A 12,877-nucleotide genomic window follows, 5' to 3' on the forward strand; every position below is an offset into this window, starting at 1 on the left:
GCGGCATGCAAAGCGGTTGCGCCGAAACGAAAACGCCCCGGAAAACTTCCGGGGCGCTTCGTTGCCGGATCAGTACCGATCAATGATGATGGGAATCACCCCCGTCTATGACGGGCAACGTCTCGAACTGGTGGAACGGCGGCGGGCTCGACAAGGTCCACTCGAGCGTCGTCGCACCTTCGCCCCAGGGATTGTCGGGCGCCTTCTTGCCCGCGAACAGCGACCAGATCAGGTTGATGAAGAAGATGGCCATGCCCGCGGCCATGATCATATAGCCGATCGTCGCGAATTTGTTGAAATATTCGAACGCGTTGGGATAGTCCGGATAGCGCCGCGGCATGCCCTGCAGGCCCAGGAAGTGCATCGGGAAGAACAGCACGTTCACGCCGATGAAGAACACCCAGAAGTGCACATGGCCGAGCAGCTCGTTGTACATCCGGCCGGACATTTTCGGGAACCAGTAATAGAAGCCCGCGAACAGCGAGAACACCGCGCCGAGGCTGAGCACGTAGTGGAAGTGCGCCACCACGTAGTACGTGTCCTGCATGTAGTCGTCGACGCCGCCATTGGCGAGCACGACGCCGGTCACGCCGCCGACGGTGAACATGAAGATGAAGCCCATCGCCCAGACCATCGGGGTCTTGAAGCTGAGCGAGCCGCCCCACATCGTCGCGATCCACGAGAAGATCTTGATGCCGGTCGGCACCGCGATCACCATCGTCGCGGCGGTGAAGTACATCTTGGTGTTCACGCTGAGGCCGGTGGTGAACATGTGGTGCGCCCACACGATGAATCCGACCACGCCGATCGCGACCATCGCGTACGCCATGCCCAGGTACCCGAACACAGGTTTCTTCGAGAAGGTGGCGATGATCTGGCTGATCATGCCGAAGCCCGGCAGGATCATGATGTACACTTCGGGGTGGCCGAAGAACCAGAACAGATGCTGGTAGAGGATCGGGTCACCGCCGCCTTCGGCCTGGAAGAAGGTCGTGCCGAAATTGCGGTCGGTCAGCAGCATGGTGATCGCCGCGGCGAGCACCGGCAGCGCCAGCAGCAGCAGGAACGCGGTGACCAGCACCGACCACACGAACAGCGGCATCTTGTGCAGGGTCATGCCCGGCGCGCGCATGTTGAAGATGGTAGTGATGAAGTTGATCGCGCCCAGGATCGAGCTCGCGCCCGCCAGGTGCAACGACAGGATCGCCATGTCGACCGATGGCCCCGCCTCCTGCGTCGATAGCGGCGCATAGACCGTCCAGCCGGTGCCCGCGCCGCCATCCGCGCCACCGAAGAAGGGCGAGGCGAGCAGCAGGGTGAAGCTGGGGATCAGCAGCCAGAACGAGATGTTGTTCATGCGCGGGAACGCCATGTCCGGCGCGCCGATCATCAGCGGCACGAACCAGTTGCCGAACCCGCCGATCATCGCCGGCATGACCATGAAGAACACCATGATCAGACCATGGGCCGTCACCAGCACGTTCCATAGATGGCGCGCCTGGTCCATGTTGACGTCGCCGCCGCCACGGATGTGGTTGAGCGTATTGGCCCATTCGCCGAGGAACTGGATGCCCGGATGCATCAATTCGGCACGCATCAGGCCCGAAATCGCACCGCCGATGATCCCCGCGGTGATCGCGAAGATCAGGTACAGCGTCCCGATATCCTTGTGGTTGGTCGACATGAACCAGCGGGCGAAGAAGCCCGGTTTGTGATCCGCGTCATGATGATGCTCGTGGCCGCCGTGATGCGCCTCGAAGGCGTTGGGCGTGAGGGCGATATCGCTCATTGTCTTACTGTCCAGTCGAATTGCCGGCAGCGGCATTGTCGGAGGCGGTCATATTGTCCGCGGGTGCGGCGGTGTTGGCATCCGCCGGAGCCGACGCATTGGCAGCAGCCGGCGCCGCGCCGGGTTCGGCCGCACCGGCGACCTTGCCGCCCTTGGCGACAACCCATTTGTTGTAGACGTCGAGCGGAACCGCTTCGACCGCGATCGGCATGTACGCATGCTTGGGACCGCACAATTCCGAGCACTGGCCGAAATAGAGGCCCTGCTTCTCGATCGTGAAGCTGGTCTCGTTGAGGCGGCCGGGGACGGCGTCGAGCTTGATCCAGAATGCCGGCATTGCCCAGCTGTGGATGACGTCGGCCGAGGTGGTGATCAGGCGGATCGGCACGCCGACCGGCAGCACGACGCGATTGTCGACCGCCAGCAGGCGGGGACCGTCGTCGTCGGTGCGCGCGCGCTCGCCCGGGCCGACCTCGTCCTTTTCCTTGAGCAGGTTGGCGGTGATTTCGAACCCGCCATTGTCCGGATAGCTATAGGTCCAATACCATTGGTTGCCGGTGACCTTGAGCGTGATGGCATTCTTCGGCGGCGGCGCGAATTGCGCCTGGAGCAGGCCGATCGACGGGATCGCCAGCAGCACGAGGATGACCACCGGGAGCAAGGTCCACACGACCTCGATCATCGTGTTGTGCGCGGTCTTCGACGGCACCGGGTTGGACCGGCGGTTATAGCGGAAGATCACCCAGAGCAGCAGGAGCAGCACGAACACCGAGATGATCGTGATCGTCCAGAGCAGCGGGCCGTTGTGGAACCAGGCGGCACGCTCGCCATTCTTGGTCACCTGCGGCTGGAGACCGATCTCACCATCGACCGGCTGGCCGATCCCTGCGACGGGCTTCATCGGTGGCGCGCCGTCCATCGACAGCAACGGATCGTTAGCCGCGGGCGCCGCCTTGGCATCCGGCGTCCCTTTGGGCACCGCCGTGACAACGATGGCCCCGGCAGGAGCGGCAGTCGTCGCCGCCGGAGTCGCGGCGGTGGCGGGCGGCGGCGCCGTGGGCGCCTGTGGCGCGGCCTGGCCGGCGCCGGCGAGCATCAGCCCCGCCGCCAGCATCGCTGTTTTCACAACCGTAAAGCGCATATTGTCGCGTCACCCTGTTCAAGCATTTGAGCCGCGGCAGCGGCCCCATAAGTCGCGGATTTGGCCCGTCTGGCCCGGGCCTATACGCCGCCCGCGTCGCAATCTTCAAGCGCGGGAGTCGATTTTCGCAGAGACATGACGTTGCGCGCCTCGAACCGGGCCCGTATCTGGGGCGTCAGATGAGCGGCTCCCCTTCCGAACGCCTGCGCCTGGGCGTCAATATCGACCATGTCGCGACCGTCCGCAACGCGCGCGGCTCCGGCTATCCCGATCCCGTGCGCGCCGCCTTGCTCGCGGCCGAGGCGGGTGCCGACGGGATCACCGCGCATCTGCGCGAGGACCGCCGCCACATCACCGACCACGATATCGCGCGGCTGTCGGCCGAGCTCCCGATCCCGCTCAACCTCGAAATGGCGGCGACCGACGAGATGCTCGAGATCGCGCTGCGTCATCGACCGCACGCGGCGTGCATCGTTCCCGAAAAGCGCGAGGAGCGCACCACCGAAGGCGGCCTCGACGCCGCGGGCCAGCACAATCACCTGGCGCCGATGGTCCGCGCGCTGGGCGCGGCCAATATCCGCGTCTCCTTGTTCATCGAGCCCGACCCGCGCCAGATCGAGGCGGCGCTGAGCCTCGGCGCGCCGGTGGTCGAGATCCATACCGGCCGCTATTGCGAGCTGGACGGTGAAGACCGCGCCGTCGAACTCCGCCGAATCGCCGATGCCGCAGCGCTCGCCGCCAAGAACGGGATCGAAGCGCATGCCGGCCACGGCCTGACCTTCGACAATGTCGTACCGATCGCGGCGATCGCGCAGATCCGCGAACTCAATATCGGGCATTTCCTGATTGGGGAGGCGATCTTCGACGGCTTGGCGCCGGTGGTGCGGCGGATGCGTGCTCTGATGGATGAGGCTAGGTGAGCCTAGCTCGATCCCGTCATCCCAGCGAAAGCTGGGATCTCAGGCCTTCGGAGCGCGCGCTTGCGGCACGAGACCCCAGCTTTCGCTGGGGCGACGGCCTGATGGGCGCGCTGATGTGCGTAGAGGCGCGCGGTGCCGGGCCGCGCGCCCACCCGGCCGCCCAGTCATGGTATCTTATGGGCGGCCGGATGGGGGTGCGGGCCGGCACCGCTTCCGCGGCAGCGGACAAAGAGTCGTGATCATCGGTCTCGGCTCAGACCTGTGCAATATCGAGCGGATCCAGAATTCGCTCGACCGTTTTGGCGAGCGATTCGAGACTCGCGTGTTCACCGAGGTCGAGCGTGCCAAGGCGAATCGCCGCCCGTTCACCAAGGCCGGCACGCTGGCCAAGCGCTTCGCCGCCAAGGAAGCCTTTTCCAAGGCGGTCGGCACCGGGTTCAAGGCCGGCGTCTTCATGCGCGATATCGGTGTGGTCAATGCGCGATCGGGCGCGCCGACCCTGGCGCTGACCGGCGGCGCGAAAGCACGGCTCGACGCGATCACACCGGCTGGCCACGTGTCTTATATACATGTAACACTAACCGACGATCATCCCTGGGCGCAGGCCTTCGTGGTGATCGAGGCGCGGCCGGCCCCGGATGATGCTATCGGGTCGAGACATGGTATCGGGAATGACGAATGAGTGACGAGTTGGCGTTGAACGACGGAAAATTCGACCCCGTGGCACCGGCCGAAACCGCCAAGCCCGCGCCCGCGGACAAGTGGCGTGCGGGCGCACACGCCGTCTGGAAAGAGATTGCCGGCATCTTCTGGCTGATCCTCGCCGTGCTCGGCTTTCACAGCTTCATCGCCAAGCCATTCTACATCCCGTCCGAATCGATGCTGCCGGGGCTCGAGGTCGGCGACCAGTTGGTCGTCGCCAAATATGCTTATGGCTGGTCGTTCATCTCGCCCACCTTGCCCAACCCCATCGCGATGTGGCGCGATCTCGTCCAGCACAAGCCGCAGGAAAGCTGGGGCGTGCAATTGCCCTTCATCCACGGCCGACTGTTCGGCCGCCTGCCCGAGCGCGGCGATGTCGTCATCGTCACGCCTCCCGGGCGCAACACCGATTACATCAAGCGCGTGATCGGGCTGCCGGGCGACCGAATCGAGGTGCGCAACGGCGTCGTGTTCATCAACAATGTACCGGTGAAGCGCGGCCCGGTTCACTATGTCGACCTGCCCGATTATGGCGGCGTGGCGCTGACAGGTGAGGAATATGGCACGACCTGCGACATCCCCGGTGGCCTGCAGGGTCCGGCGAACAAGCATTTTTGCCGGTTGCCGCTGGTCCGCGAGACCTTGCCCAACGGGCGCAGCTTCGAAACGGTCGATCTCAGCCGCGGTACGCCGGACAGCGGTCCGAGCTATTACGAAGGCGACAATTACGGCCCGCGCGTGGTGCCGCCCGACCATGTCTTCCTGATGGGCGACAACCGAGAGCGCTCGGCGGACAGCCGCATCGCGCTCGACCAGGGCGGGCTGGGCGGCCCGGTGCCGTGGGAATATATCGGCGGCCGCGCCGAGTTCGTCACCTTTTCCAAGAACGGCAGGGCGACCTGGAACCCGCTGACCTGGTGGGGCGGGCTGCGCGGCGGCCGCGCGGGTACCTCGCTCCACCCGGCACGGGATAAATAAATGGCCGACGACACCTCAGCGCTGGTCGCCGAGCCCAGCCCCAACGAAATGCGCGATCCCGAGATGCGCCGCGAGCTGAAGCGCGCGGCCGTCTGGCTGGGGCTCGCCGCGACGATGGCGCTGGTGGTGATCCTGATCCAGCCGATCCTCATCATTCTGGCGGGTCTGGTATTCGCCTCGATGCTCGACGGCGGCGTGCGGCTGTTGGGCCGCGCTTTGCCGATCGCGCGCAGCTGGCGGTTGCTGATCGTCGTCATCCTGACGATCGCCTTCATCGGAATCGTCTTTTACAAGACGGGCGCGGGCGTGGTGATCCAGTTCCAACAGCTCCAGGCCACGCTCGAAATCCAGGCCGACCGCATGTCGCAATGGGCGGCAGCGCAGGGCATCCTGCCCGGAGCCGAAGATCTCAAGGGCCTCGCGCAACAGGCGTTGGGATCGGTCGGCAAGCTCACCAGCTGGATCGGTACTGCGCTCGGTGCGGTCACGACCTTGTTCATGATCATGGTCATCGGGCTGTTCGTCGCGATGGAACCCCGCATCTATGACCGCGGGCTGCAGTGGATGGTGCCGAGCGACTATCGCGCCGAATTCTCGATCACGCTCGGGCGGATGGCATCCCAGCTCCGGCGGCTGCTGGCCGGCCGCCTGGCGGGAATGGCGTTCGAAGGCGTGCTGATGTGGATCGCACTCAGCATCGCCGGGATTCCGATGGCGCTGGTGCTCGGCATCATCACCGGCATGCTGGCGTTCATCCCCAATGTCGGCGCCTTCGTCAGCGGTGTGTTGATGGTCTCGGTCGGGTTCAGCGCGGGCGTCGACAAGGGATTGTGGGCGATCTTCATCTATTTCCTAGTCCAGACCTTCGACGGCTGGGTAGTGATTCCCTTGGTCGCACGACGCACGGTCGACCTGCCCCCGGCGCTGACCCTGTCGATGCAGATCCTCGCCTCGACCCTGTTCGGCGTGCTCGGCCTCGCGCTCGCCGACCCGCTGACCGCGATGATCAAGGTCGCGCTCGAGCGCAATTCGGAACGCACCGCCGAGGAGGATGCCGAAGCGGCGGCTGCCGGCATGGGGATGCTGTGACGATAAGGCTGCACGATTATTGGCGCTCGTCGGCGAGCTATCGTGTCCGCATCGCGCTGGCGATGAAGCAGGTCGACTATGAGCGTCATGACGTCAATCTGCTCAAGCGTGAGCACGTTTCACCGGAAAATCTCGCGGTCAATCCGCAGGGATTGGTGCCGACGCTGGAGATAGACGGCCATATTCTGGGCCAGAGCCTGGCGATCATCGACTATCTCGACGCGCGTTTTCCTAGTCCGCGGCTGATCCCGGCTGATGCGCTCGCCCGCGCCATGACCCTGCAACGCGCGCTGGTGATCGCCGCGGACATCCACCCGGTCGACAATCTGCGCGTCCTGCGCCGGCTGAACGAGATGGGTGTAGATCAGGCGGCGCGCGACGATTGGTACCGCCATTGGATCATCGAGGGCTTCACTGCGCTGGAGACCATGGCTGGCAGCGGCGCCTTCCTGGGCGGGAGATCGCCCGATTTGTCCGATGTCTGCCTGGTGCCCCAAATGTACAATGCGCGACGGCTGGAAACCCAACTTGAGGCCTTTCCCCGCCTGGTGGAGATCGATGCGCGGCTGACCGAGATCGACGCGGTCGCCGCGGCGCACCCCGACCGGTTCAAGCCCGCTGACTGAATAGCCGAGCGATCGGGCGGCGCTTGACCGCGTGCGAAAGCAGCCCGGCCGATCCAGGAACGGATACGCCGGTCAGTCCGCGAACGTCAGTCCGGTTAGCTTCGGCCCCGCTCCATGGTCGACGATGAATTGCGCGATGATCTGCCGCATCGCCTGGTTGGTGATGCTGTTATAGGTCGTGTTGAAATCATGCCCCGAATAGGGAAACAGGATCTGGTGGACCTCAAGACCGGCGGTATTTGCCTTGCGCACGAAATCCGTCCCGGCTTCCGGCGATAACAAGGGATCGGAGGCTCCGCCCAGGATCAGCGTCGGCGGATTGCTGGGGAATTGGAAATGGCGCAAATCGATCGCGGCATAACGATCGGGATAATCGCGCGGCGACCCGCCGATATAGCGCGTCAGGTATGAACGCTGCTCGTCACGCAATTCGCTAGCATAATACCACGACCCGATGACATCGATCAGCGGCGCTTTGGCGACCACGACCGCGATGTGCGGAATGGCGGGGCCGCATTCCGGGTCGGTGCGCTTGGCATTGGCCAGATATCCGGCGGCCATCGCCAGGCTGCCTCCAGCGGACCCGCCGGTCAGCGTCACGCGATCGAGGTCGATGTGCAGCGCGCCCGCATTGGCGACAGTCCAGGCGAGCGCGCATTGCACGTCGCGCGTGGCCAGATTCCAGGTCGGCCGATCGTCTCTGGCCAGCCGATAGTCGATGCTGACCACGGTCCAGCCATGGTCGGCGAACCAGCGCTGGTTCGCGGCGCCGAACGATCGGCTGCCCTGGAAGAAGCCTCCGCCATGCACCGCGATCAGCACCGGACTCAAGGTGCCGGCTGGGTTTGGCGCGGGGTGGTAGATATCGAGCCACAGGTCTTCGCCGCCCGACCGCGAATAGATTCGGCTTTCGTCGGGGCGCGCGCCGTCCCGCACTTCGCGCAAGTCGAGCGCCCGGACGACGTTGATCCGCGCGCCGTTGACCTGCGCGATATAGAGCAAGTGGAGCATCACCCAGGTTGTCGCGAGAATGGTGACGACGGCGGTCACGACGAGGGCGATCGCGGCCCGGGATTTGAACAGCGAATTCGCCAGCAACCCGATCAACAGCGCGACGATCCCCCACAGGAACAGCCACGACGTGTGGTTGGGTACGACGCCCAACGCATAGATACGAAACCACGGGATGATCGGCACGACCGCGCCGATCAGGATGAGCAGGCACGGCAACACCATGATCCAGGCGATGGTCATCATGCCCGTGCGGCACAGTCTGAACGCCGTGCTCATACCGCGCCCTCGGGTGATGCGGCATCGGGCATTCCGATCGCTGCGGCGGGAGCCGGCGAGGCGACCGGCCGCACGCCCAGCACACCTGACAAATTGGGCAAGCGCGCGATCGCCACCCAAGTCGCCAATGTCGTGCCGGCCGCGAGCGCCAGTAGAGGCGCGCCAGAAAATCCCCAGGCGGACCACAAAGCGAACACCAGCGGATGCCAAAGGTAGAAGAACAGGCTGTCCCGGCCGATCGCACTGATCAGCGGAATGTCGAACGTTATCCGCCGCAACCAGGGAAACAGGGCGATCAGCGGAACGCACAGCAGCAGTTCGGCGGCTGCCTCGGCCGGAGTTGAGGGATGATCGTACAGACGCGACCACCACAGCAGCCCGACAAACGCGACTAGCAGCAGCGGATATTCGCGCGTCGGCGCGGGGCGGCGCGCGACCCACATCCCCAGCGTGAAATAGATCGGATAGATGAAATAGCGCCGGTCGGGCGTCCAGGCGCCGAATTGCCAGACATCGTGCCCGACGCCGAACACGTACATCGAACCAATGCTCATCGGGATGGCGATCGCCAGCATCGTCGCGGGACCGAGGCGACACAGCTTCGCCGCGAACATGAAGGCCAGGATGACCGGCACGAACCACAAATGATAAGGCGGGCGGATCACCGCATAGAATGGAGAGAACCACGCGATCGAGCCGGTGATCACCACCGCCACCGCACAGGCGGCGAGCCAGGGAAGCACCATGCGGTCATAATATTTCCGCAGCAGTCCCGCCGACGACAGGCTGCGCGCCAGTTCGAGGTTGAACAGATAACCGGTCAGGCCGATGAACAGCGGCATCCGGAAGCCGATGCCGAACCAGGTCAGGAAATGGTGGCGTTGGCTCAGTTCGGCGAAATGGCCGAGGATGACCAGGACGACCAGCGCGCCGCGAAACAGATCGATGCCCGAAACGCGCGGCTTGTCGACGCGCGGCGGGGGTGATGTCCACGCGACATCGCGGTTCTGAAGGCCCTCCCCCATAAGCAGGATATTGCCCGGGACGCGTTTCGATCCGTTGAGCGACGATGGTTAACGCGGCCTTCACTACTCGGCCTCTCTTAACCGCTCTTCGCCGAGCAGCGGGCACGAGAGGGTTGCCGCCGCTTTAAACGTTTCAAAACGACTGATCGGTTAAGCGCGAGCCTATGGCTAGTCAGCACAACGCATCGCTCCATTCGTCGCAGGGCGGCGAATCCCCGGCAACCCGCGCCGCCGCTTTCGTCGCGCCGCCCTTCTCGACGCCGCATGTCGTCGCGGAGATCGCCAAGCGCCATCCCGATTCCACCGCGCTGGTCGCACCCTGCGGCGTGCTCAGCTATGCCGAGCTCGACGCCCAAGCGAGCCGCGTCGCCGCCTGGCTGGCGTCGCAGGGCGTCGGTCGCGAATCGCTGGTCGGCGTGTGCCTCGAGCGCTCGTTCGACCAACTCGTCGTCGTGCTCGGCGCATGGAAAGCGGGTGCCGCCTATCTGCCACTCGATCCGAGCTGGCCCGACGGCCGCCTCCAGACGATCGTCGAGGAAGCCGCTTGTGCGCTCGTCGTCGGCCGCGGAGACACTGCCGCGCGCGTGCCCAATAGCCCGACCCCGGTCGTCACGCTCGACTGGCAGGCCCCGGAGCTCGCTACCGCCGAGCCGCTCGCCGCGGCGCCCAACGATCCCGATGCGCTCGCTTATGTCATCTATACCTCGGGCACGACCGGCAAGCCCAAAGGCGTCGAGGTCACCCACGCCAATCTCTCCTGGCTGATCGGCTGGCATAACGAGGCGTTCGGCGTCACCGCCGACGATCGCGGCAGCCACCTTGCCGGTCTCGGCTTCGACGCTTCGGTCTGGGAAGTCTGGCCGTATCTGTGCGCCGGCGCCTCGGTGGTGCTGGCGACCGACGACGTCCGCACCTCGGACGAGCGGTTGCGCGCGTGGCTGATCGTCCAGGGCGTCACCGTCGCTTTCGTTCCCACCGCGCTTGCGCAGGACCTGGTCCGCGACGATTGGGCGATGGGCACCAAGCTCCGCTACATCCTGACCGGCGCCGATCGGCTGCTCGGTCGTCCGCGTCCGGGTCTGCCCTTCGCGTTGGTCAACAATTACGGCCCGACCGAATGCACCGTCGTCGCCACGTCGGCGATCGTGCCGCCGGGCAATGAGGAAACCGGGCTTCCCGCGATCGGCTATCCGATCAAGGGCACGACGATCCGCATCCTCGACGGCGAGCGCAAGGCCGTTGCCGATGGCGAACAGGGCGAAATCTATATCGGCGGTCCGCAAGTCGCGCGCGGCTATCGCCATCAGCCCGAGCTCTCCGCCGCCGCCTTCATCATGATCGACGGCGAGCGCTTCTACCGCACCGGCGACCGCGCCGCGTGGCGCCCCGATGGCCAGCTCACGTTCCACGGCCGCGTCGACGACCAGGCCAAGGTGCGCGGCCATCGCGTCGAGCCCGAGGAAACCGCGAGCGTCCTGCGCACCCATCCCGGCGTCCGCTCGGGCGCGGTGATCGCGGCGCCCTCGCCCGATGGCGGCGACATGCTCGTCGCCTATGTCGTCGAGAAGGACCCGCTGTCGGCCGAAGAACTGCGCGAATTCCTCGGCAAGACCCTGCCCGAATATATGATCCCCGGCGCGTTCGTCCGGATCGACGCGCTGCCGCTGACGCCCAACGGCAAGCTCGACAAGCGCGCTCTGCCCGAACCGAGCGACGCCAACGCCCTCGCCTCGGCCGGGTTCGCCGCGCCCGAGACGCCGGCCGAAGCAAAGCTCGCCGAGATCCTCGAAGGCGTGCTTGGCCGCGGCAATGTCGGGGTCGACGACAATTTCTTCCTGCTCGGCGGTCACTCGCTGCTCGGCACCCAGGTGGTGCTGCGCGCGGGCGAGGCGTTCGGCATCGATCTGACGCTGCGAGACCTGTTCCAGGCGCCGACCATCCGCCAGCTCGCCGCGCGGATCGAGGAGATCGTGTTCGCGATGATCGAGGCGATGGACGACGACGAAGCCGCCACGCGCGCCCAGCAATAACGGCCCAACGGAGAGCCGAGAGATATGACCGAGCATTCGCCCATCGCCGCGGCCCAGCCGTTCGACCCGAGCCTCAGCCTGTTCCAGCTGCTCGACCCGGCAGTGCATGCCGATCCCTTCCCGTTCTACCGCCGACTCCGCGAGGAAGCGCCGGTGATGTGGGATCCGTTCATGCACACCTGGGTCGTCACTCGGTACGAGGACGTGCATTTCGTGCTGAAGGAATTCAGCGCGGACCGCACGCCCGATCCCAAGAAGATGGAGGCGCTCGGCCTGCCCTCGCTCGGCCCCGTCGCCGATCTGATGGCGCGGCAGATGCTGTTCCTCGACGCGCCGGACCACACCCGCCTGCGCAAATTGTGCATGAGCGCGTTCACCCCGCGCCGGGTCGATGCGATGGAGGACAAGGTCCGCGAGATCGCGCACGACCTGATCGACCAGGCGGTGCAAGGCGGCGAGTGCGAGCTGATCGCCGATTTCGCCGAGCCCTTCCCGGCGATCGTCACGGCCGGCCTGCTCGGCGTGCCGCTCGAGGACCATCGCCAGCTCAAGGCCTGGTCGGCGACCTTCGCCGAGATGCTCGGCAATTTCCAGCACAACCCCGACCGCGTCCGCGACGTCCTCAAGTGCGTCGCCGACATGACCGGCTATTTCCGCGATGCGGTTCGCGAGCAGGAGCGCAACCCGCATGACGGGCTGATCCGCTCGCTGATGGATGCCGAGGTCGACGGCCAGCGCCTGTCCGAGGACGAGGTCATCGCCAACACCATCGTGACGATGGTCGGCGGTCAGGAGACCACGACCAACCTGATCGGCAACGGGATCCTGACGCTCACGCGCCAGCCCGACAAGATGGCGCAATTGCGCGCGCATCCCGAAATCATCGAAAGCGCGGTCGAGGAATTGCTGCGCTATGAGACGCCGAGCCAGCACACCGCGCGTATCGTCAAGCAGGACACTGAGATCGGCGGCAAGCTGATGAAAAAGGGTGAAGCGGTGATGGCGGTGATGGCTGCCGGCAACCGCGATCCCGAACGCTTCCCCAATCCCGACGAGCTCGATCTGACCCGCACCGACAACCGTCACCTCGCCTTTGGCTGGGCGGCGCATTTCTGCTTCGGCGCGGCGCTGGCGCGGATGGAAGCGCGGATCTCGTACCTCGCCTTGCTCGCACGCATGGAGGACATTCGCGTCGCGGTGCCCGAGAGCACGCTCGAATGGCGCACCAATTCGGGTCTGCGCGGGTTGAGCGCCCTCCCGCTCGCCTTCCGCCCCGTGGAGGCCTGA

Annotated in this window: 11 protein-coding genes; 7 read left to right on the plus strand and 4 right to left on the minus strand. The window is 65.4% G+C overall.

The features are described 5' to 3' along the window. Positions 1-79: 79 nt before the first annotated feature. Both ctaD and coxB read right to left on the minus strand, forming a co-directional pair. The gene (ctaD, locus tag AC1DRD_RS18595; RefSeq protein ID WP_478042557.1) at positions 80-1,789 is read right to left on the minus strand and encodes a cytochrome c oxidase subunit I; all 1,710 of its coding nucleotides are present in this window, start codon (positions 1,787-1,789) and stop codon (positions 80-82) included. A gap of 4 nt (positions 1,790-1,793) precedes the next feature. Continuing rightward, positions 1,794-2,930, minus strand: coding sequence for a cytochrome c oxidase subunit II (gene coxB, locus AC1DRD_RS18600; RefSeq protein WP_478042558.1), 1,137 nt, complete (start codon positions 2,928-2,930; stop codon positions 1,794-1,796). A gap of 179 nt (positions 2,931-3,109) precedes the next feature. On the opposite strand from coxB, the gene AC1DRD_RS18605 reads away from it, so the two are divergent. The 5 genes from AC1DRD_RS18605 (at position 3,110) to maiA (ending at position 7,245) form a co-directional block, all read left to right on the plus strand. Continuing rightward, on the plus strand, positions 3,110-3,850 hold the full coding sequence (locus tag AC1DRD_RS18605; RefSeq protein ID WP_478030851.1) for a pyridoxine 5'-phosphate synthase: 741 nt from the start codon (positions 3,110-3,112) through the stop codon (positions 3,848-3,850). A 235-nt stretch (positions 3,851-4,085) separates the two neighbouring features. Beyond that, positions 4,086-4,532 (plus strand): holo-ACP synthase, encoded by a 447-nt coding sequence (acpS, locus tag AC1DRD_RS18610; RefSeq protein ID WP_478042559.1) that lies wholly within the window; start codon positions 4,086-4,088, stop codon positions 4,530-4,532. Continuing rightward, complete coding sequence (gene lepB / locus AC1DRD_RS18615) at positions 4,529-5,530, plus strand: signal peptidase I (protein WP_478030853.1); 1,002 nt, start codon at positions 4,529-4,531, stop codon at positions 5,528-5,530. Before acpS ends, lepB begins: the two co-directional genes overlap by 4 nt. Then, the gene (locus AC1DRD_RS18620) at positions 5,531-6,619 is read left to right on the plus strand and encodes an AI-2E family transporter (protein ID WP_478042560.1); all 1,089 of its coding nucleotides are present in this window, start codon (positions 5,531-5,533) and stop codon (positions 6,617-6,619) included. Beyond that, entirely contained in the window at positions 6,616-7,245 is a 630-nt protein-coding gene (gene maiA, locus AC1DRD_RS18625; RefSeq protein ID WP_478030856.1) for a maleylacetoacetate isomerase, read from the plus strand. The genes AC1DRD_RS18620 and maiA overlap by 4 nt, the downstream gene beginning before the upstream one ends. A gap of 72 nt (positions 7,246-7,317) precedes the next feature. Here maiA and AC1DRD_RS18630 read toward each other — a convergent pair whose 3' ends face one another. Then, entirely contained in the window at positions 7,318-8,535 is a 1,218-nt protein-coding gene (locus AC1DRD_RS18630; RefSeq protein WP_478042562.1) for an alpha/beta hydrolase fold domain-containing protein, read from the minus strand. After that, a complete protein-coding gene (locus AC1DRD_RS18635; protein WP_478042564.1) occupies positions 8,532-9,560 on the minus strand; it encodes an acyltransferase family protein in 1,029 nt (342 codons plus the stop codon). The genes AC1DRD_RS18630 and AC1DRD_RS18635 overlap by 4 nt, the downstream gene beginning before the upstream one ends. A 164-nt stretch (positions 9,561-9,724) precedes the next feature. On the opposite strand from AC1DRD_RS18635, the gene AC1DRD_RS18640 reads away from it, so the two are divergent. Together AC1DRD_RS18640 and AC1DRD_RS18645 are read left to right on the plus strand one after the other, a co-directional pair. Then, positions 9,725-11,590: a non-ribosomal peptide synthetase gene (locus AC1DRD_RS18640; RefSeq protein ID WP_478030860.1), complete on the plus strand. Its 1,866-nt coding sequence runs from the start codon at positions 9,725-9,727 to the stop codon at positions 11,588-11,590. A gap of 24 nt (positions 11,591-11,614) precedes the next feature. Beyond that, positions 11,615-12,877 (plus strand): cytochrome P450, encoded by a 1,263-nt coding sequence (locus AC1DRD_RS18645; RefSeq protein WP_478030861.1) that lies wholly within the window; start codon positions 11,615-11,617, stop codon positions 12,875-12,877.

It is taken from the genome of Sphingomonas sp. P4_G2 (assembly GCF_056401155.1).